Raw genomic sequence first — 19,731 nt, 5'->3', positions numbered from 1 at the left:
CGACCTCACCTGTCTCGGCGCCGGTAGCGGACCCGGCAGGGTTGCTCGAGCTGGATGACCATCTTCGACAGGTCGTCGCGGTAGCTCTGCGACGGCTGGGCCATCTCGAACTCGTAGTCGCGCAGGACGACCGAGAAGATCGCCTTCATCTGCATCAGGGCGAAGGCGTTGCCGACGCAGCGGTGCTTGCCCGCTCCGAACGGGATCCAGGTCCAGCGGTGCTGCAGGTCGTCCTGGCGGGGGTCGACGTAGCGCCCGGGATCGAAGGCGTCAGGGTCGGGGAAGTCCTCCGGCAGGCGGTTGGAGACCCGCGGCGACGCCGCGACCAGGGTGCCGACCGGGATCGTGTGGCCGGCGAGCTCGACCTCCTCGGCGACCACGCGCATCAGGATGATCAGCGGCGGGTGCAGGCGCAGCGTCTCCTTGAGCACCGACTCCAGCACCGGGATGGACCGCAGCGCCTGGAAGGAGACCTCGGAGCCATCCGCGTAGAGGTCGTCGAGCTCCCGCACCACCTCGGCCATCACGTCGGGGTGGCGCATCAGCTCGATCAGCGCCCACGACGAGGTGCCCGACGTGGTGTGGTGCCCGGCGAACATCATCGAGATGAAGATGCCGGTGATGTAGTCGGCGGTCATGTCCAGCGAGATCAGCACGTCGAGGAGGTCGCGCTCCTCGCGCGCGACCGGGCCGCGCTCGCGGCGGCGGTCCACGATGCCCTGCACCATCTCCACCAGGCCCGCCCGGCCGGCGTCGCGGCGCCGGAACGACTCGATGTCGGCGTACGGGTCGACGTAGGCGATCGCGTCCGTCCCGCGCTCCAGGTCGTGGAAGTAGCCGACGAAGCCGGGATCGAGCTCCTCGCGGAACGGCTTGCCGATCAGGCAGGCCGAGGTCGTGTAGACGGTCAGCTCCCCGAAGAAGTCGAGCAGGTCGATCTCGCCGCCGTCGCCCCAGCCGGCGACCATCCGCCGGACCTCGGCCTCGATCGTCGCCGCGTGGCCGCGCATGTGGTCGCCGCGCAGCGCCTGGTTCTTCAGCATCTGCTGGCGCTCCTCGGGCGACGCGTCGAAGACCACGCCCGGGCCGAAGACCGGCTTCATGAAGGGGTAGGCCGCCGCCTGGTCGAGCGTCGCGTCCGGCGCCCGGAAGAACTGCTCCTGCGCCTCCGCGCCGAAGACGAGCACGACGTCGCGGTCGGCGAGCCGGAACCGCCCGATCTCGCCGCACTCCGCGTGCACCCGGTCGAAGAGGCCGACGGGGTCGACCCGCAGCTCGGCGAGATGGCCGTGGCCGTCGTCGGGGACTGCGAAGGAGACCTCGGGGATGCCGGCGAGCGCCGGCTGCGTGGCGGTGCTGGTCACGTGTCCTCCAGGGGTGCCTCGGGCGAGACCTCGATCAGGTTGAGGTGGACGCCGCGGGGTGCGCTGACGACGGTGGTGATCGCGTCGGCGATCGCGGCCGGCTTGAGGAAGTGCGGATGTCGCGCATGCCCGAAGCGCACCCACTGCTCGAGCACGCGCGCCGCCTCGTCGACGTCCCAGTCGCTGCCCATCTCGCTCCAGGTCGGGCCGGGGCGCACGATCGAGGCGCGGACGCCGGTGCCCTCGAGCTCCATCTGCATGGCGTGGGCCAGACCCTCCAGGCCCCACTTGCCGGCGGCGTACGCCGACATGAACGGCCGCGCCCGCACGGCGACGTCGGAGGAGACGAAGACCAGGTCACCGCGCCGCCGCTCGACCATGCCGGGGACGAAGGCCCGCACCAGCCGGTGCACCCCGATGATGTGGAGGTCGAGCTCGCGCGCGAAGCGGGTCGTGTCCACCTCGTGGGTGGTGCCCGGGGCGACCGAGCCGGCGTTCGAGACGACGACCTCGATGTCACCGAGCTCGGCCGACACCCGCTCCGCGAAGCCCGCCACGGAGGTGTCGTCGGTGAGGTCGAGCGAGTGGGCGACCGCCTCCCCGCCGGCGGCCCGGACCTGCTCGGCGACCTCCTCGCAGCGCTCGGCCCGGCGGGCGCCGAGGGCGACGGGGAACCCTGCGGTGGCCAGGGCCAGCGCCGTCGCCGCCCCGATCCCCGAGGACGCCCCGGTGACCACGGCGGGGCGGCGGGCCGGCTGGGCGTACTTCTCGCGACCGCCCGTCACCTGGCCACCATCCGCACCGGCACCGACGAGAACCCGCGGACGTTGATCGAGTGCACGCGCTCGCACTCCTCGTGCGCCACCTCGACGGTCCCCACCCGACGGACGAGCTCGCGCAACGCGATCTGTGCCTCGAGCCGGGCCAGGTTGGCGCCGAGGCAGAAGTGCCGGCCGCCGCCGAAGCTGAGCAGCTGGGCGAGCTCCTCCTTGTCCCGGAAGATGTCGTAGCGGTCCGGGTCGCGGAAGACCCGGTCGTCGCGGTTGGCCGACCCCAACACGAGCACCGCCTTCGCGCCCGCGGGCGCGACCCGGCCGTGCAGCGCGACGTCCGCGAGCAGGTGCCGCGCGACCATCTGGCTCGAGGTGTCGTGGCGCAACGTCTCCTCGATCCACGGCGACACGAGGTCGTGGCCGTCGTCGGGGTCGGCGAAGACCCGCTCCTGCTGCTCGGGGTGGGCCGTCAGGTGGAACAGCGCGTTGCCCAGCAGCTTCGTGGTCGTCTCGTTGCCGGCGACCACCATCAGGAAGAGGAACGCGATGATCTCCTCCTCGGTCAGCCGGTCGTCCCCGAGGTGGGCGGAGATCAGCGCGCTGGTCAGGTCGTCGGTCGGGCGCTTCGCGCGGCTCTCCACCATCTCGGTGAAGTAGACGACCAGCGTGAGCGCGGCCTCCGAGCCGGCCCGCGGGACGTCACGGACGCCGGGCTCGCGGTGCACCAGCAGGTCCGCCAGCCGGCGTACCTCGGCCCGGTCGGCCTCCGGGACGCCCATCATCTCGGAGATGACGTCCATCGGGAGGCGGCCGGCGAAGTCGTGGATCCAGTCCGAGGACCCCGCCTCGATGCACCGGTCCAGGTGGAGGTCGGTCAGCCGCCGGATCTGGGGAGCGAGCTCGGCGACCCGGCGCGGGGTGAACCCCTTGGAGACCAGCGACCGCAGCCGCGTCTGCCGGGGCGGGTCCATGCCGAGGAAGGACATCACCCGGTGGGCATCGGGACCCCACGCGCTCTTGTCGATCGAGACCCCCATCGCGTTGGAGTAGACCTCCGGGCTGCGCACCGCCTGGTGGACGTCGGCGTACCGGGTGATGAACCAGACGTCGAGCTCCGGGTTGTGGTGGAGCGGGTCCTCGTCGCGGCAGCGCCGGTACGTCGGGTAGGGGTCCTCCTGGAAGTCGTAGTCGTAAGGGTCGAACACGATCCCGCCGTCTGTCACCGTCATCGCACGTTGTCGTTCATGATCACGGCCACGACGTCGTCGAGCCGCACGGCCAGCTCGTCGTAGGTCAGCAGGCCCATCCCGCACTGCAGCAGCGCACCGAAGAACGCGAGCGTGACCGCCTCGACGAGGGCCGGTGGTGCGTCGGCGCCGAGCGCCGTGGCGAACCGGTCGACGACCTCCGCGCCGATCCGCAGCCGTAGCCGCTCGACGTCCGGGTCGCTGCCCAGCAGCGCGGGGGTCACCGCCGCGGCCAGGGCGGGCGCCTGGGCGAGCCGGGCCGCGAGGTGCCGGGTGACGGACTGGACCCGCGCGACCGCGGTCTCCCCCACCGGCTCCCGCTCGGCGTCGTCGACCAGGTAGCGCCAGAAGAGCTCGGCGAACAGGTGGTTCTTGGACGCGAGGTAGGTGTACGCCGTCGCCGGCGAGACGCCGGCTCGCTGGGCCACCGTGCGGATCGTGAGCGCGTCGTGGCCGACGGCCGCCAGCTCCTCCGCCCCGGCGGCGAGCAGGCGCTCCGCCGTCTCCGCCTGCCGCGGGTTGAGGCCCTGACGCGGCGACACGGACAGTTGGCTGGACATGTGTCCAGACCTTAGGGAGGGTCGACGCCCGGCGCAACCCCCCGACATCGCAGGTTGAGTTGAGGATGGTGACCGGTCGAGTTGAAGGTGGTGCCGGCCCGGGTGGTCACGACCCTCAACTCATGTGGCCACAACCCTCAACTCGACGTCGAGGTCAGCGGTTGAGGCGATGGAACATCTTGCGCTGGGACGTGTAGAGGCCGGGGAACTCCGCGAAGAGGCGGTCGTAGACGCCACGGTTGGCCGGGTCGGGGGTGAAGGTCCCGGCGAGCGGGACCAGGTCGCGCAGCTCGCCCCGGTCGACGTCGCCCAACGTCATCCCGGCCGCCAGCCCGACACCGCGCAGCCCGCACAGCAGCGGGTCGGCGACCTGCTCGACGGTCCGGTCGGTGACGTCTGCGACGATCCGGCACCACAGCGCCGACCGCGCGCCTCCCCCGACGATGCGCAACGGCTCGAGCCGCCGGCCGGTGAAGTGGTCGGCCGCCTCCAGCAGCCAGCGCACGTTGCACGCGACCCCTTCCAGCACCGCTCGCGCCAGGTCGGCCGTCGAGGTCGTGACCGAGACGTTGTGGAAGCCGCCGCGCGCCGAGCGGTCGTCGACCGGGCTGCGCTCCCCCGCGAGCCAGGGCGCGAAGAGCACGCCCCCCGACCCGGCCGGGGCCGTCTCCGCCAGCGCGACGATCTCGTCGTACGACGCCTGCGGCAGCACGGTGTCGCGGAACCACTCCAGACAGCGGCCGGCCGTCTCCTGGTTGTTGCCGAGCACGTACGGCGCCTCGGCCCACGACCCGACCCCGGGGACCGACGCGAGCTGGCGGATGACGTCGGTCTTCTTCACCGGCAGCGGACAGCCCACCCAGGAGGTGGTGCCGATGGAGACGTGGGTCTCGTAGGCGCCGACGCAGCCCGAGCCGACCGTCGTGCCGTGCAGGTCGGGCAGTCCCGTGACGACGACCGCGTCCTCGGGGATGCCGAGGAGCTCGGCGACCGACGGCTGCACGGGGGCGATCAGCGACCCGGACGGCACCAGCGGCGGCAGCTTCTCCGCGGCGACGCCGGAGCGGCGCAGCAGCACCGGGTCGTACTCCAGCACGTCGAGGCGCCGGTTGTCGGTCAGCCAGGCGGCCGTCATCGACATGTGCGAGGCGGCCGCGACACCGGTGAAGCGCATGGTGAGGTAGTCCACCGGCTCGAGGTACCAGCGGGCCCGCCGCGCGACCTCGGGACAGTCCCGCTCGAGGAAGAGCAGGTGACCGAGCGGGTCGTCGCCGTTGGGCGACGGCACGCCCGCGGTCCGGCGCACCCAGGAGACCAGCGCGCGCGGGTCGTAGCCGGACACCGGCCCACCGACCACCGCCCGGGAGTGCTCGCGTCCGCGCGAGTCCATCCACATGACGCAGTCGCCCACCGGCACGCCGGCGGCGTCGACCGGCACGGTGCTCGCCCACTGCGAGGTCACGGCCACGGCGACCACCCGGCGGCCGTCGACGCCGGACTCGGCGAGGCCGGCGCGCGCCCCGTCGACCACCAGGCGCCACCACTCCTCGGCGTCCTGGGTGGCCGCACCGCCCGGACCGCGGTGGGTCTCGACGGCACGGTGCCGCCACCAGAGGACCTCACCCCGCGTGGTGACCAGGCCGACCTTGGGACCGCCGGTGCCGAGGTCGACGGCGAGGACGACCCGGTCGCTCGCTGCGGTCACGACGCCGCGGGCGGCAGCGACTGCTGCGTGTCGAGCATGTCGGTCATGACCAGCGAGACGAAGTCCGCCACGTCGTCGGTCAGGCCGCCGGCGACGCCCCCGTAGATCGCGGCGCTGAACGCGTCCTCGCCCGCGGCGGCCTTCGCGACGGCGTACGGCACCGCCTCGGCGAGGTCGGCCTCGAACTGCTCGACGAGGCCGGGCTGCGTCTGCGGGCCGGTGACGGCCATGTGGATGGCGTTGGGGTACTGCTGGCCGTTGAACCGCCAGCCGCGCTCCCGCATGAAGTCGGCGACGTGGTAGATGTCGAACGCGTCGGAGGTGAAGCTGAAGCAGAACGTCGGTGCCCCGAGGATCCGCAGCTCCGGGTGCGAGCGGACGGCGTCCTTCATGCGCTCGGCCGTCGAGAAGATCGCCCGCGCGTGCTCGAGGTAGCCCGCACGGCCGTACTCGACCATCGCGGCCCACGTGGCGGCGATGAGGCCGCCGGAGCGGGAGCCGGCGATGCTCGGCGACATGTACTTGCCGCCGCTCCAGCCGACCAGCTGGAAGTACTGCGCGTTGCGGTAGGCCTTGTCGCGGAAGAGCAGCGTCGAGGTGCCCTTGAACGCGTAGCCGTACTTGTGGGTGTCCGCCGAGATGGTGGTGACGCCCGGGACGCGGAAGTCGAACGGCGGCACGTCGTACCCGAGCTGCTCGCCGAAGGGCAGGATGAAGCCACCCAGGCAGCCGTCGACGTGCAACGGCACCCCGCGCTCGAGAGCCACCTGCCCGAGCTCGGCGATCGGGTCGATCGTGCCGTAGCCGTAGTTGCAGGCCGAGCCGATGATGCCGATGGTCCGCTCGTCGATCAGACCCGCCACCGCCGCGGGGTCGACCGTGGTCGCCTCGGTGACCGGTGCGACGCGCAGCTCGAGACCGAGCAGGTGGGCGGCCTTGTCGAACGCCGGGTGCGCGGTCTCCGGCTTGACGATGTTGGGTCGGCCGGTCGAGCCGTCGATGCCGCGGACCTTCGCGGCGTGCTCGCGGTAGGCGAGCATCGCGTGGAGGATGCTGTCGGTCCCGCCGCTGGTGATCAGCCCGGCCGGCGTCGTGTCCTCGACCGCGTCGGCGTGCATGAGGTCGAGCGCCATCGCGATGATCTCGCCCTCGAACTTCGTCGCGCTCGGGCACATGTCGCGCTGCAGCACGTTGACGTGCGCGAAGAGCCCGAAGACCTCGTTGAGGTAGGCATAGTGGTCGTGGTCGCCGGAGTACATCGTCCCCGAGCACTTCCCGGTCTCCCAGGTGGCGTCCTCCTCGGCCGCCATCGTGCGCAGCTCGGCGAGCACCTCCTCGCGCGGGCGCCCGCGGTCGGGCAGCCGCCGGTTCACCGGGAACCGCTCGGCGTACGGGAAGTCGGACATCTGGCACCAGCCCCTCTGCAGTCGTCAGCCTGCACGCTAGGGGCTCCCGACGGCCGCCGTCAGGGAGTCGGAGCACCTCACCACCGGCATCGGACATTTGTCGCGGTCGAGCCCCCACATCCGGCCCTGCCGCCGGAGCCGTCGCCGCTCCTAGCGTCGTCCTCGTCGTCCCGCTCGGGACGGGAGCGAGGAGGAGCGAGATGATGACCGACCTGGTGGAGCGGGCCCGGCCCGCGCGCGGCAGCTGGCACGACGACCTGCCGGTGGCGGGGGTGGCGGCCGGGGCAGCCGGTGCCCTGTGGGGCGCGGCGTGGGCCGCTGGCATCGCGCTGGACGTGCACGCCGGCTCGGGCACCCAGCCGGTCGGGCTCGTGTCCGTGCTCGTCACCGCGGTCGTCGTCACCCTGGTGGGTGGCACGGCGCTGCGGGTCCTCAGCCGGCGCCGACGCCGTCGGTGGTGGAAGGTGGTCGCGCTGGGCGTGCTGACCCTGTCGATGCTCGGCCCGCTGTCGGCGGCGTCCGCCGCGGCCGGCCTCGTGCTGGCGACGATGCACCTCGTCGTCGGCGGGGTCGTCGTGATCGGCCTGCCCCGGCGGGCACTAGCGTGAGCACCGTGCGGGATCGTCTCGGGTGCGGGTGGCGACGCAACGCGGTCGCGCTGGTCTGGATCCCGGTGCTGCTGCTCGGGCCGGTCCTGGACCTGCACGGCAGCCCCGGCGAGGTCGCCTTCCAGGTCACGATCATCCTGGTCATCGCGGTCGCCACCGCGACCGCGGGTCTGACCGGCGGGCCGCCGTGGCGGTCGGCGACGCCGTACGTCGCCCTCTCGACGTCGCTGGCGGCGACCGTCGCCGGGGCGATGCACGCGAGCAGCCAGTGGCTGCCGACCTGGATCCTGCTCGCCAACGCCCTGCCCGCGGTGCTGCGCGGACGCGTCCTGGTGGCGGCCGTGCCGTCGGTGGCCCTGCTGTCGATGGGCGCGGCGGCGGTCGTCGAGCCCTTCGAGTGGGCCCGGCTCTGGGCCGAGGGCTTCGTGGTGCTGCTCGCCGGGCTCGCGAGCTCGGCGTTCATCGCGCTCATCGACACCGTCGGGGAGCTGCGCCGCACCCGTGCGGAGCTCGCCCGGGTCGCGGTGGCGGAGGAGCGTGAGCGCTTCTCGCGCGACCTGCACGACCTGCTCGGGCACACGTTGTCGGTGATGGTGGTCAAGGCCCAGGCGGTGCGCCGACTGGCCGGGCACGACGATGAGGCGGTCGTCGCCCACGCGACCGACATCGAGAAGATCGGGCGGCAGGCCCTGGTCGACGTGCGTCGGGCGGTCGACGCGATGCGCGTCCCGACGCTGACGGACGAGCTGGACAACGCCCGGCGCGCACTGGCCGCCGCCGGCATCGCCACGACGGTGTCCGGCGACGGCCCGGACGTCGGCGGACCCGACGAGGTGCTGGCCTGGGTCGTGCGCGAGGCGGCGACCAACGTGCTGCGGCACTCCGGCGCCTCGACCTGCCGCATCGAGGTGGTCGAGCGGGACGGGCGGGTGGCCCTAGCGGTGACCGACGACGGGGTCGGGGCCCCGGCGTCGCCGACAGTCCGGTTCGGCGGTCTCGACGGCCTCCGCGACCGGGTGGCCGCGGCGGGCGGAGAGCTGCGGGTGGACGCCACCGACGGCGGCTTCCGGCTGGTCGCCACCGTGCCGGGAGGCGCCCGATGACCATCCGCGTGCTGCTCGCCGAGGACCAGGCGATGATGCGCGGCGCCCTCGCGGTGCTGCTGGACCTCGAGCCGGACGTGGAGGTCGTCGCTCAGGTCGGGACCGGGACGGAGATCGTCCCGGCCGCGCTCGACGCGCGCCCTGACGTGGCCCTCCTCGACATCGAGCTCCCCGGTCGCTCGGGGCTCGAGGCCGCCGCCGACCTCGCCCGGGAGCTGCCCGGCTGCCGGGTCGTCATGGTGACGACCTTCGGTCGGCCGGGCTACCTCCAGCGGGCGATGGCGGCCGGCGCGGTGGGCTTCCTGGTCAAGGACGGCCCGATCGAGGGCCTGGCCGACGCCATCCGACAGGTCGTCGCGGGCCGGACCGTGGTGGACCCGCAGCTGGCCGGGCAGGCGCTGCGCACCGTCGCCAGCCCGCTGACGCCCCGCGAGCGCGACGTCCTCGCGGCCGCCGAGGACGGGTCGAGCGTCGCCACCATCGCCGCCCGCCTGCACCTCTCCGCGAGCACCGTGCGCAACTACCTGTCCGACGCGATCGGCAAGACCGGCACGCGCAACAAGACCGAGGCGGCGCTGCTGGCACGGCGCAACGGGTGGCTCTGACCTGCCCGCCCCCCCGGGTGCCAGGACGTCATGCGTTCCGAGCAACCCCGTGCTCGGAACGCATGACGTCCCCGGCTCGTCCACAGGCAGACAGGGAGCGGTGGGCCGCCGTCCTCCTCGGCGGCCCGCGCGCCCAGCTCGACGGCGCTGCCTCACTCGTCGCGTCGGGGCTGCAGCGCTTCGACCTGCACCGGATCCGGGTCTCGGTGCCTCGCGGCTCCCGCGTGCGACGGAGCGCCCGCTACGACATCCGCCAGACCCGCCGCTGGTCGGCTACCGACCAGGCCCCGGGCGGCATCCCGCGCACGCGGGTCGAGGTGGCAGCCGTGCGCGGCCCGCTCTGGGCCCAGACCGACCGTGAGGCGACGTACCTGTTCACCCTGGCCGCGCAGCAGGGGATGGTGCGGCCGGAGACCCTCGGCACCGAGCTCCTGCGGGTGCGACGCGATCGGCGCCGGCTGCTGCTCCACACCGTCGTCAACGACCTGCTCGACGGCGCCCGGAGCCTGGGCGAGCTCGACGTCGCCCGTGAGCTGTGCCGGCGGGGACTGCCGGCACCCGACCGGCAGGTGTTTCGCAGGGACGGCGCGGGTCGCTACTACCTCCACCTCTACTGGCCCGACCTGCGGCTCGTGGTCGAGATCGACGGTATCCACCACGCCTGGGCTGAGAACGTCGTGGGTGACGCGCTCCGCCAGAACGCACTCGCTCTCCACGGCGCACCGTCCTGCGGTTGCCGCTGCTGGGCCTCAGGCTCCAGCCCGACGACTTCTTCGCCCAGGTCGAGTCCGCCGTCCGCGCGGCCGGCTGGGTGCCCGACGCCGCCTGACGACCCGGGACGTCATGCGGACGGAGCAACCCCCGGCTCCGAGCGTATGACCTCCGGGCCCGCCGCCCGGGCACTGGACTCAGGCCGAGAACCGCTCCCACACCCGGTGGCCGGCCATCTGCTCCTGCACCCGCTCGAGCACCTCCACGGCCGCGTCGCCGCGGACGATGCCCGGGGCACCGGCCACGCCGGCGGTCTCCAGGACCGTGGCGCCCGCGCCCCAGGCGCCGATCACCTTGCAGTGCCGGTAGGCCTCCTCGAGCAGCAGCACCACCCGCGGGTCGACCGTGGCCGTCGCCGCCGCGCCGGCCTTCGCGTCGCGGGCCGGCAGCGCGTCGGGGGCGGGGACGGGCGAGCCGGCGACGAGGACGACGTCGAGCTCCACCGACCGGACGGTGGCGAACGTCCGCTGCACGGGCAGGCCGCCGATCGTGCCGCCGTGCGGCCCGATGACCAGCGGCACCATGCCCGCGGCGAAGACGGCCGCGCGCACCTCCTCGACACCGGCGAGGTCACCGTCGGGGTCGACGACGATCCCGACCATCCGTCCGTCCGGAGGCCAGGTCTGCCCGACCTGCGAGAGCGCGGGGCTCGGCTCCGCGTCGACGAGCGGCACGATCGGCTCGGGGGCTGGCAGCCCGAGCCCGGCCGCCACCTCGGCACACAACCGCGCGTCGATGTTGGCCAGGCACTGCAGCTGGCGCTCCTTGACCACCTGCTCGTAGCACTTGCCGAGCTCGAACGCGTAGGCGCGGATGATGTGCTCCTGCTCCACCGCCGACATGCTCGACCAGAACTGGCGCGCCTGGCTCCAGTGGTCGTCGTACGACGCCGGCTGGGCGCGCACCTTGGTCCCCTCGGCCACCCGCGCGGGCAGGTGCTCGAACGACCCGGGCACGTCCGCGCCGGCCACGAACGGGCAGCCGCCGTCCAGCGAGTTCGGCCGGTACGGCGCCACCCCCGCGTGCACCGCGTGCTGGTGGTAGCCGTCGCGCAGCATGTCGTTGGTCTCGGCGTGGGGGCGGTTCACCGGGATCTGGTTGAAGTTCGGGCCGCCCAACCGGGTCAGCTGGGTGTCGACGTACGAGAAGAGGCGGGCCTGGACCAGCGGGTCGTCGGTGGCGTCGATGCCCGGCACCAGGTGCCCGACGTGGAAGGCCACCTGCTCGCTCTCGGCGAAGAAGTTGGTCGGGTTGCCGGTGAGCACCATCAGCCCCACCGGCTGCACCGGCGCCAGCTCCTCGGGCACGAGCTTGGTCGGGTCGAGCAGGTCGATCCCCTCGAAGACCTGCTCCGGGTCGTCCGGGAAGACCTGCAGTCCGAGCTCGTACGCCGGGTACGCGCCCGCCTCGATCGCGTCGTAGAGGTCGCGTCGGTGGAAGTCGGGGTCGAGCCCGGCCAGCAGCTGCGCCTCCTCCCAGGTCAGCGAGTGCACGCCGAGCTGCGGCTTCCAGTGCAGCTTGACCAGCGAGGTCTCCCCTGCCTCGTTCTGCACGCGGAAGGTGTGGACGCCGAAGCCCTCCATCATCCGGTAGGAGCGCGGGATGCCGCGGTCCGACATGTTCCACATCGTGTGGTGCTGGGCTTCGGTGTGCAGCGAGACGAAGTCCCAGAAGGTGTCGTGGGCGCTCTGCGCCTGCGGGATCTCCCGGTCCGGGTGCGGCTTCCCGGCGTGGATCACGTCGGGGAACTTGATGCCGTCCTGGATGAAGAAGACCGGGATGTTGTTGCCCACCAGGTCGAAGTTGCCCTCGGTGGTGTAGAACTTCGTCGCGAAGCCGCGGGTGTCGCGCACCGTGTCGGCGGAGCCGCGAGAGCCCAGCACGGTGGAGAACCGCACGAACGTCGGCGTCTCGACGCCCTCGCGGAGGAACGCGGCCTTGCAGACGGGATCGGCGGTGCCGTAGCCGACGAAGACCCCGTGCGCACCGGCGCCGCGCGCGTGCACGACCCGCTCGGGGATCCGCTCGTGGTCGAAGTGCGTGATCTTCTCGCGCAGGTGGTGGTCCTGCAGCAGGGTCGGGCCACGCTCGCCCGCCTTGAGCGAGTGATCGGTGTCGCGCAGCCGCACGCCGGTCGACGTCGTCAGGTGCGTCTCCTGCTGCGAGCGCGCCGTCGGCGGGGCGCCGGTGTCCACCCCGGTCGCGGTGCGGACCTCGGGCGCCGCCTGGTCGTGGCGGGGCGGCAGCGGTGCCCGGGCCTCGACCGGCTCGGTCAGCGACGGCGGCTCGGGTGCCGGGGCTCCGGGGACGGCCGGCTCGGCCTCGCCGGTGACGCCCGCCACGATCTTCGCGAGGGTCTGCTTGGCCAGCTGCGTGGGGTCCATGGGCCTCGGTAACCCGACCCGCGGGGGCCATGCCACCCACCGGGGTGATCGACCGAGGAAGCGCCCCGCCCTGGCAACCGCGGCGACGCCGGCCTTGTTTTCGAACGAATCTTCGAATATGATCAGGCCATGTCTCGGGAGGACGCCATCGACGATCTCGACGCCAGCGGGGTCCTGGCCGCCAGCGGCGCGACCCGCTCCGCACGGCTGGCCGCCCAGGTCCGGGACCTCGAGCTGGTCCTCGCCTGGGCCGACCTGCACTCCAGCGACCCGCAGGCGGAGCCCGGAGCCGTGCCCGTGCGGTACGGCGGGGACCGACTCGTCCTGCTCGGCGGCGACGGCACCCCGCGGGTGCAGGACCTCTGCGTCCACGAGCTCGCGATCGCCCGCCAGACCCACCCGGCGGCGACCCGGGCGACGATCGGCGACGCGTTGGACCTGCGGCACCGGCTCCCGCTCACCTGGGCGGTCGTGCAGGACCTGGGCTGCGAGGTGTGGGTCGCCACCAAGGTGGCCCGGATGTCCCGCGACCTGGACCGCGACCGGGTCGGCCTGGTCGACGCCGCGGTCGCGCAGGCGATCGGGGGGACCGCGCCGGGGCGGGTGCTGGCACTGGCTGAGGGCAAGGTCGTCGAGGCCGACTCGGCCGCCCACGCCGCCCGGCTGGAGGAGGAGCGCCGCCGGACCGGTGTGTGGGCCGGGCGCACCGACACCCCCAGCGGCACCCGCACCGTGGTCGCGCGGGTCACGCCCGGTGACGCCGCCTGGGTCGACGGCGTCCTCGAGCGCATCGTGGACGCCTTCCTGGCTCGACCCGACGTCCTGCGCGACCACCACCCCGACCTGCCGGCCGACATCGACGATCTGAGTCGGCAGCAGCTGCGGGCGATCGCGTTCGGCTGGCTGGCCCGCCCCGAGGACGTGCGGGACCTCTTCGCCGCGGCCCAGGAGGCGAGCGTCACCGTGCCCCGCACGGCCCGGTCGGGCCAGCGGGTCGTGGTCTACCTCCACCTGCACGAGTCCGCCGTGCTCGGCGCATCCACCGCCCCGGCGCGGGTCGAGGGGCTCGGGCCGATGCTGCTCGAGCAGGTCACGCGCCTCGTCGCCCACGCAGAGGTGGTCGTGAAGCCGGTGATCGACCTCGAGGAGCACACGGCCGTCGACGCCTACGAGTTCCCGGCGGCCGTCACCGAACGGACGCGGCTGCGCTGCGTCGGCGACACATTCCCGCACGCGGTGGGCACCCTCACGATGTCGGGGCGCTACGACGACGACCACCCTGTCCCCTACGACGGCAACGGACCCCCCGGGCAGACCGGTGACCACAACGACGCACCGCTGAGCAGATCCCACCACCGGGCGAAGACCCACCGGGGCTACCGGGTCCGACAGCTCGACGACGCGACGTACCTGTGGACCAGTCCGCACGGGCTCCACCGGCTGGTCGACCCGACCGGCACCCACGCCGTCGACGACGCGGATGCCTGGCGGATGACGCACGCCGACGTCATCCTCGCCGCCCTCGACCGGGTGTCCGGTCAGCCGCCGAAGGCGGCCACCGAGACCGGCTCCCAGGCATCCCACTCCGCGATCCGGCCGGCGTAGGTGGCCTTGGCCAAAGCTTGGGGGTTGCGGCCGAGGAAGATCCGCAGCGGAGGCTCCGCGGCGTCGACCACCGCGAAGATCGCCGGCGGCGTCGCCTGCGGGTCTCCCGCCTCCGCCTCGTCGATCATCTTCTCGACGGCTGCGTGGACCTCCGCGTACTCCGGCATCCGGTCGGCCACCTGCAGCGACGAGCCGAGCCAGTCGGTCGCATAGCCCTCGGGCTCGACCAGGGTCACCTTGATGCCGTGACCGGCCACTTCCGCCGCGAGCGACTCCGAGAAGCCTTCCAACCCCCACTTGGTGAGCTGGTAGGCGCCGAGCGTGGGGACCTGGAAGTGCACGGTCTGGGAGGAGACCTGGACCACGTGGCCGCCGCCGTTCGCCCGCATGACCGGAAGCACGGCCCGAGTCAGCCACCACGGCCCGAGCAGATTGGTCTCGACGACCCGCCGGAGCTGCTCCTCGCTGACCTCCTCGAGGGCGCCCACGACGCCGTAGCCGGCGTTGTTGACCAGCACGTCGATGCGACCGAAGTGCTCGGCGGCCGCGCGGACCGCCGCCTCGCTGCCCGACATGTCGGTGACGTCGAGCTCCAGGGGCAGCACGGCCTCGCCGTACCTCGCGGCCAGCGAGTCGAGGGCGGCGATGTCGCGCGCGGTGGCGGCGACCCGGTCGCCCCTCTCCAGAGCCGCTTCAGCCCACGTGCGTCCGAGCCCGCGGCCTGCGCCGGTGATGAACCAGGTCAACATGTCGTTCTCCTTCGCTCCTGCCGGGCCTGAGCGACCCGACGCGAGCACGGTCGCGCACGCCGCTGCAAGCGTGCTGCAACCGGACCGCTCAGGATCAGAGCCGGCGCAGGCGCCGGGCGTCGTCCCTGGCCAGCTCGAGATCGACACCGGCGCCGAGGGCGGCCCACGCGATGACCGCCTCGTCCAGCAGGCCGGCGTCATCGAGGACGAGCCCGCGCACCGACGCACCCAACGCGCGACCCAGCGGGGTCGGCTCGAACGACACCTCGGCGAGCTCACGGCCGACGTCGTCGAGACCCGCGCGCCCCCCGAGCCGGAGCACGCGGGGCAGGAGCTCGGCGGCGCCGTCCCGTGCGGCGTACGCGCCGAGGTCACCGAGCCCGGTCAGCACCTCGATCGCCTGCTGCACGTCACCGACGTCGAGCGCGTGGCGGGCGCAGATCACCGCGGTCGCAATCACGTGCCGCAGGTCGGTCGCGTCGGCCGGTGGCGTTGCCAGCACCTCCTCGACGGTGCGGTCGTCGACGCGTCCGAGGTCACCGAGCGCGAGCGCCCGCTGCACCACGACGTAGCGGCCCATGGCATCGCTGGCGTGCTCGATCCGGTCGGCCTCGGCCACGCACTCCTCGGCCCGACCGAGCTCCCACAGGCACCGCAGACGCTCGGCAGCGCCGAAGGAGACCAGGAACTCCATGCCGGTGCGCCAGGCATAGTCCTCGAGCTCCTCACGGATCCGCAGCTCGGTCGCCGGACCCGACCAGTGGTGGGCGGCGCCCGCGAACCACTGTCGGGTGCCGAGCACGACGAACGGGGGCAACCGGCCCGGACCACGCTCCTGGGCGCGCTGCATGTCGGCGAGCCCGCGCCGGTCGCCCAGGGCGAGGCGGGCCCGCCCGCGGGTCGCGAACGACAGCACGGCCAGGTCCGGGTCTCCGTGCCGTTCGGCCAGGGCGATCGCACGGTCCGACACCTGGAGCGCGCGCGTGAACGCCTCGGGGGTCTGTCCGATCACCAGGTTGACCGCGAGCACGCCGAGCGTGCTGATGTGCTCGGGACCGTCGGGGAAGTCCTGCAGGATCCCGGCCAGCAGCGCCTCGTCCTGCGGACGGCCCCAGGCGAAGTCGAGCTGCAGCGTGAGGAAAGCCGCGGCGACCCTGGTCGCGCCGTCACGCGCGTCAACCAGGCTCCGCGCTCGGAGCACCGCTGCGTCGGCTTCCACGAGGGCGCGCTTCTCGGCGAGTGCCTCACCGAGCTCGACGAGCGTCGCGGCCTCCTCGGGGCGACCGACCGAGAGGGCGACCGCGCGCTCCAGGAAGGTGACCGCCGCGGCGGTGTCCAGCCCCCGGGCGGCAACCGCGGCGGCGCGTGATGCACGCCTCGCCACGTCCGCCGCCTCCGCAGCCGCCGGGTCGGTGACACCGGCGGCCGTGAACAGCTCGTGAGCGAGCCAGGCGTGCTCAGCCACGATCGCCTGATCGGTCGCCCGCTCCAGCGCCGCCCACCAGCGTGCCGCGGCAAGGTGACCGCGGGCCCGGTCGGGTCGCAGTAGCCGTTCGTACGCGGCGTCGCGGAGCAGGTCGTGCCGGAACCGGTACTCGTGCGCCTGCGCGACCGTCGACGGTTCGACGGGCACGACGAACTCGCGCTGCAGCAGGGCATCGAGCGCGGCCGGGTCGGCGCCGATCGCCTCGGCCCAGAAGGTCGAGCCCAGCACGGAGGCGTCGAGGAGCAGGTCGCGTGCGGCCTGCTCCAGGCTGTCGATCCGGGCGGCCAACAGCTCGCCGAGGTGGGTCGGCACCCGCTGACCGGCCCCGGAGCTGATCGCTCGTCCGAGCTCGACCGCGAAGAGGGGCACCCCACCGCTGGCGGCGGCGAGCTCAGCGACCGTCGCACCCGAGCCGCCCGCGTGGGTGAGCACGGCGCCCACCAGCGCGGACGTCTCCTCGGGGCCCAGCGCGCCCAGCCGCACGGTGGAGGGCCCGGATGCCCAGCCGGGGCGGCGCCACTCGATCTCCGGGCGCGCGGTGACGACCAGCACCAACGGCGCTCGGACCGGAGCCACGGCCAGCTGGTCGACCAGGTCGAGCAGGACCTCGCTCGCCCAGTGCGCATCCTCGAGGCACACGACGACCGGCTCGTCGGCAGCCAGCGCGGCCAGCGCGTCGGACCATGCGGCGATGGCCTCGGTCCGTGTCCCGGCTGTCGCTGCGGCCAGGCCCGGGAGAGCGTCCGCGAGCGGGTCCATGCCGCTGCGCTCGCCGAGCGCGTCACACTGCACCGAGACCCAGCGCGCCGCACTCGTCCGGCTCCGCGCCTCGGCCACCAGGCGGGTCTTGCCGATGCCCGCCTCCGCGACGACGAGAACCACGACCCCGCGTCCGGTGCGGCCCGACTCGCGGACCGCCGCAGTCAGCCGGTCGACCTCTCGGTCTCGACCCACGAAGGGGACCAGGCCGTGGTCCTCCACCGGAGGCCTCGGCGCCCAGTCGGCGCTGACCTCACCGGTCGGAGCCGTCAGCGCGAGCGCGGCCGCCCGGTCGGCGACCGGTCCGAGCCGGTCCAGCTCCCCGGTCACCAGCGCCCAGCCCGAGGTCACGCCAACCCGCGCACCGGTCGCCGCGATCCTGCGGGCACAGAGCAGGGCCCGTGCCGCGTCGTCCTCGTGGGCGGTCTCGGCGCCGAGGACGCCGATCACGACCGCGCCCGGGGTGCGGACGAGGCGTCCCCCGAGTCGGGACAGCTCCTCGGCCGCCACGGCCTGCAACCGGTCGTGCGCCAGCTGCGCGACCTCGGGATCGGCCTCGCGCTCCGAGACCGCGGCCGCGACCAGAGTGACGTGACGGCGCTCGCCCCGGCGCGCGCTCGCCGGTGGACGTCTCGCTGTCGCCGGCCGGAGCACCTCGGCCTGCGCCGCTCGCAGCTCGGCGCCGGGCTCGAGCCCGAGCTCGTCGCGCAGGGTCTCGCGAGCCCGGGCGTACGTCGCCAGGGCCTCGGCCGGGTCGCCGACGCCGCGCCACGCGCGGACCAGCAGCACCCACAGGCGCTCGTTGGTCGGACTGCTGGCGAGCAGTGCCTCGAGCTCGGCGACCAGCTCGCGCGACGGCGAGGTCGCGAGGTCGACCTCCATCCGACGTTCGAGCGTCTGCATCCTGAGCTGGCCGAGGCGCTCACGCTCCTGATCGACAAGGGGGCTGCCCTCGACCCCGTCGTAGGCGGGACCCTGCCCCGGCCAGAGGGCCAGCGCTCGACGCAGCGCCTCGGCTGCCTCCCGGGTGCGGCCCTGGGCGAGTAGCGCCGCGCCGCGACCGGCCGCCGAGTCGAACTGGTGCGCGTCCACGGCGGCCGCCGGGAGCGCCAACCGGTAGCCGTTCGTCGTCGTCACCACGCGGGTCGGCCCGATCACCCGGCGCAGCCGCGCGACGTGCGACTGCAGCGTCGCCCCGGCCGCCGCCGGTGCGGTGGGTCCCCAGACCTGGTCGATCAGGACCTCGGCGCGCAGCCCCGTCTCGAGCTCGGTGGTCAGGAGCGCCAGGATCCGCCCGGGGATCGCTCCCGGCAGGGGGACCTCGACACCCGCGTCGACCACCCGGACCGGACCGAGGACACGGACCAGCACGTCACCGCTCCCGAGTCGCCCACGGCTGCACCCGACGAGGGTAGGACAGCCGCGGCGGGTCGTCAGCCCGACCCGGCCGGCTCCTGCGCTGCCGCCCGACGCGCGAGGTTGTCGGCGACCTCGGCCTCCCAGTTCGCCCGCGAGTACGACGTGTCGACCTCGTACTCGAACCGTGCCGTCATCTCCGGGGTGATGTCCGCGACGTCGACGTAGAACTGCTCGTACCAGCGCCGCAGCTGGTAGACCGGACCGTCCTCCTCGCACAGCAGCGGGTTCTGGATCGGCGTCTTGTTGCGCCAGATCCAGACGTCCTGCAAGAACCCCTCGGCGAACATCTTCGTGAACTTCTCGGCGACGTCCTGCGAGGTCGCGTCGTCGAGCCCCTCGATCTTCTTGACCATCAGCCCGAACTGCAGGCGGAAGTCGGTCGGGGTCACCGGGTAGTGGCAGTTGACGAGGATGACCTCGATGTCCAGGCCGTGGTAGCTCGTGGTCAGCGGGTTGATCATGTAGGACGGCCCGTAGTAGGCAGCCTCCGACGTCAGCAGGCTCTCCTCCGCCGGCGACGCCGAGCGGGTCATGTCCGGCCTGCTGCGGGAGTTCATGTACTGCGCCGCGACATGACCCTCGAAGACGTTGCGGAAGTAGGTCGGGAACCCCCCGTGGATGTAGAAGAAGTGCGCCATGTCGACGATGTTGTCGATGATCTCGCGACAGTTGGAGCCGGGGATGTCGATGACCTCCCACGTCATCGCGCTCCAGCTGCCGTCGTCCAGCTCGGGGATCTCGGGGACCATCTGCTCCGCGATGGGCGGGTTGAGCTCGGGGTCGTGCCACACGAAGAGCTGGTGGTTGCGCTCCATCGCGTGCCAGGTGCGTGTCTGCGCTCGCAGCGGCACCCGCTTCGCGTAGGGGATCTCCTTGCAGCGCCCGTCACCGCCCCAGCGCCAGTCGTGGAACGGGCAGGCGACCTCGTCGCCCTTGATCGAGCCCTGGCCCAGGTCACCCCCGAGGTGGCGGCAGTAGCCGTCGATGACCTGCAGCCGGTCCTGGGTGTCAGCCCAGACCACGAGCTTGGTCCCGAAGGCCTCGACGGTGTGCGGGGCGCCGTCCCGGAAGGTGTCGGCCATCCCGAGGCAGTGCCAGCCCCGCGCGAACCGAGTCGGCGGCGTGCCCGGGTCGATCAGCCGCGAGCTCCTGCGTGCCGGTTGCTGCTCCGTGGTGCTCATCCCCTC

Annotated in this window: 15 protein-coding genes; 4 read left to right on the top strand and 11 right to left on the bottom strand. The window is 73.3% G+C overall.

Going from position 1 to position 19,731, the window contains the following annotated elements:
* Window positions 1-5 precede the first annotated feature (5 nt).
* From ACILRH_RS08665 to ACILRH_RS08640, 6 genes are all read right to left on the bottom strand, one after another.
* Window positions 6-1,364, bottom strand: a complete 1,359-nt coding sequence (locus tag ACILRH_RS08665; protein WP_395692435.1) for a cytochrome P450 — start codon at window positions 1,362-1,364, stop codon at window positions 6-8.
* Window positions 1,361-2,149 carry an SDR family oxidoreductase gene (locus tag ACILRH_RS08660; protein WP_395692434.1) on the bottom strand — a complete coding sequence of 263 codons (789 nt, stop codon included), beginning with the start codon at window positions 2,147-2,149 and terminating at the stop codon, window positions 1,361-1,363. Before ACILRH_RS08660 ends, ACILRH_RS08665 begins: the two co-directional genes overlap by 4 nt.
* Window positions 2,146-3,366 carry a cytochrome P450 gene (locus tag ACILRH_RS08655; RefSeq protein WP_395692432.1) on the bottom strand — a complete coding sequence of 407 codons (1,221 nt, stop codon included), beginning with the start codon at window positions 3,364-3,366 and terminating at the stop codon, window positions 2,146-2,148. The genes ACILRH_RS08660 and ACILRH_RS08655 overlap by 4 nt, the downstream gene beginning before the upstream one ends.
* Entirely contained in the window at window positions 3,363-3,944 is a 582-nt protein-coding gene (locus ACILRH_RS08650) for a TetR/AcrR family transcriptional regulator (protein ID WP_395692430.1), read from the bottom strand. The genes ACILRH_RS08655 and ACILRH_RS08650 overlap by 4 nt, the downstream gene beginning before the upstream one ends.
* A 154-nt stretch (window positions 3,945-4,098) precedes the next feature.
* Window positions 4,099-5,649 (bottom strand): FGGY-family carbohydrate kinase, encoded by a 1,551-nt coding sequence (locus tag ACILRH_RS08645; protein ID WP_395692428.1) that lies wholly within the window; start codon window positions 5,647-5,649, stop codon window positions 4,099-4,101.
* Window positions 5,646-7,055: a pyridoxal phosphate-dependent decarboxylase family protein gene (locus ACILRH_RS08640; RefSeq protein ID WP_395692426.1), complete on the bottom strand. Its 1,410-nt coding sequence runs from the start codon at window positions 7,053-7,055 to the stop codon at window positions 5,646-5,648. The genes ACILRH_RS08645 and ACILRH_RS08640 overlap by 4 nt, the downstream gene beginning before the upstream one ends.
* Before the next feature lie 203 nt (window positions 7,056-7,258).
* Here ACILRH_RS08640 and ACILRH_RS08635 point away from each other — a divergent pair, with 203 nt between their 5' ends.
* The 3 genes from ACILRH_RS08635 to ACILRH_RS08625 are packed head-to-tail and all read left to right on the top strand — an operon-like array spanning window position 7,259 to window position 9,371.
* Complete coding sequence (locus tag ACILRH_RS08635) at window positions 7,259-7,663, top strand: DUF6069 family protein (protein ID WP_395692425.1); 405 nt, start codon at window positions 7,259-7,261, stop codon at window positions 7,661-7,663.
* A 5-nt stretch (window positions 7,664-7,668) separates the two neighbouring features.
* Window positions 7,669-8,766 carry a sensor histidine kinase gene (locus ACILRH_RS08630; RefSeq protein WP_395692423.1) on the top strand — a complete coding sequence of 366 codons (1,098 nt, stop codon included), beginning with the start codon at window positions 7,669-7,671 and terminating at the stop codon, window positions 8,764-8,766.
* Window positions 8,763-9,371: a response regulator gene (locus ACILRH_RS08625; protein WP_395692422.1), complete on the top strand. Its 609-nt coding sequence runs from the start codon at window positions 8,763-8,765 to the stop codon at window positions 9,369-9,371. The genes ACILRH_RS08630 and ACILRH_RS08625 overlap by 4 nt, the downstream gene beginning before the upstream one ends.
* 152 nt (window positions 9,372-9,523) lie before the next feature.
* Here the strand turns inward: ACILRH_RS08625 and ACILRH_RS08620 are convergent, their stop codons facing one another.
* Together ACILRH_RS08620 and ACILRH_RS08615 are read right to left on the bottom strand one after the other, a co-directional pair.
* Window positions 9,524-10,087, bottom strand: coding sequence for a hypothetical protein (locus ACILRH_RS08620; protein WP_395692420.1), 564 nt, complete (start codon window positions 10,085-10,087; stop codon window positions 9,524-9,526).
* 192 nt (window positions 10,088-10,279) lie between these two features.
* The gene (locus tag ACILRH_RS08615) at window positions 10,280-12,526 is read right to left on the bottom strand and encodes a catalase (RefSeq protein ID WP_395692419.1); all 2,247 of its coding nucleotides are present in this window, start codon (window positions 12,524-12,526) and stop codon (window positions 10,280-10,282) included.
* Window positions 12,527-12,655: 129 nt separating this feature from the next.
* Here ACILRH_RS08615 and ACILRH_RS08610 point away from each other — a divergent pair, with 129 nt between their 5' ends.
* Window positions 12,656-14,131 carry a hypothetical protein gene (locus tag ACILRH_RS08610; protein ID WP_395692417.1) on the top strand — a complete coding sequence of 492 codons (1,476 nt, stop codon included), beginning with the start codon at window positions 12,656-12,658 and terminating at the stop codon, window positions 14,129-14,131.
* On the opposite strand, the gene ACILRH_RS08605 is transcribed toward ACILRH_RS08610, so the two are convergent.
* From ACILRH_RS08605 to ACILRH_RS08595, 3 genes are all read right to left on the bottom strand, one after another.
* The gene (locus tag ACILRH_RS08605; protein ID WP_395692416.1) at window positions 14,065-14,880 is read right to left on the bottom strand and encodes an SDR family NAD(P)-dependent oxidoreductase; all 816 of its coding nucleotides are present in this window, start codon (window positions 14,878-14,880) and stop codon (window positions 14,065-14,067) included. The two genes, ACILRH_RS08610 and ACILRH_RS08605, sit on opposite strands and share 67 nt — an antisense overlap.
* A gap of 94 nt (window positions 14,881-14,974) precedes the next feature.
* Entirely contained in the window at window positions 14,975-18,496 is a 3,522-nt protein-coding gene (locus tag ACILRH_RS08600) for a BTAD domain-containing putative transcriptional regulator (RefSeq protein WP_395692414.1), read from the bottom strand.
* 62 nt (window positions 18,497-18,558) lie between these two features.
* The gene (locus ACILRH_RS08595) at window positions 18,559-19,725 is read right to left on the bottom strand and encodes a Rieske 2Fe-2S domain-containing protein (RefSeq protein WP_395692413.1); all 1,167 of its coding nucleotides are present in this window, start codon (window positions 19,723-19,725) and stop codon (window positions 18,559-18,561) included.
* Window positions 19,726-19,731: the final 6 nt, after the last annotated feature.

The organism is Nocardioides sp., assembly GCF_044226765.1.
In the GTDB taxonomy this organism is placed as follows: domain Bacteria; phylum Actinomycetota; class Actinomycetes; order Propionibacteriales; family Nocardioidaceae; genus Nocardioides.
This window is presented reverse-complemented; position numbering and strand designations above follow the sequence as displayed.

What these genes read in the sequence shown, in the direction of transcription:
- ACILRH_RS08655 (WP_395692432.1), bottom strand. Translation starts at nt 3,366, where the DNA reads ATGACGGTGACAGACGGCGGGATCGTGTTCGACCCTTACGACTACGAC.
- ACILRH_RS08650 (WP_395692430.1), bottom strand. Translation starts at nt 3,944, where the DNA reads ATGTCCAGCCAACTGTCCGTGTCGCCGCGTCAGGGCCTCAACCCGCGG.
- ACILRH_RS08640 (WP_395692426.1), bottom strand. Translation starts at nt 7,055, where the DNA reads ATGTCCGACTTCCCGTACGCCGAGCGGTTCCCGGTGAACCGGCGGCTG.
- ACILRH_RS08635 (WP_395692425.1), top strand. Translation starts at nt 7,259, where the DNA reads ATGACCGACCTGGTGGAGCGGGCCCGGCCCGCGCGCGGCAGCTGGCAC.
- ACILRH_RS08625 (WP_395692422.1), top strand. Translation starts at nt 8,763, where the DNA reads ATGACCATCCGCGTGCTGCTCGCCGAGGACCAGGCGATGATGCGCGGC.
- ACILRH_RS08615 (WP_395692419.1), bottom strand. Translation starts at nt 12,526, where the DNA reads ATGGACCCCACGCAGCTGGCCAAGCAGACCCTCGCGAAGATCGTGGCG.
- ACILRH_RS08610 (WP_395692417.1), top strand. Translation starts at nt 12,656, where the DNA reads ATGTCTCGGGAGGACGCCATCGACGATCTCGACGCCAGCGGGGTCCTG.
- ACILRH_RS08605 (WP_395692416.1), bottom strand. Translation starts at nt 14,880, where the DNA reads ATGTTGACCTGGTTCATCACCGGCGCAGGCCGCGGGCTCGGACGCACG.
- ACILRH_RS08595 (WP_395692413.1), bottom strand. Translation starts at nt 19,725, where the DNA reads ATGAGCACCACGGAGCAGCAACCGGCACGCAGGAGCTCGCGGCTGATC.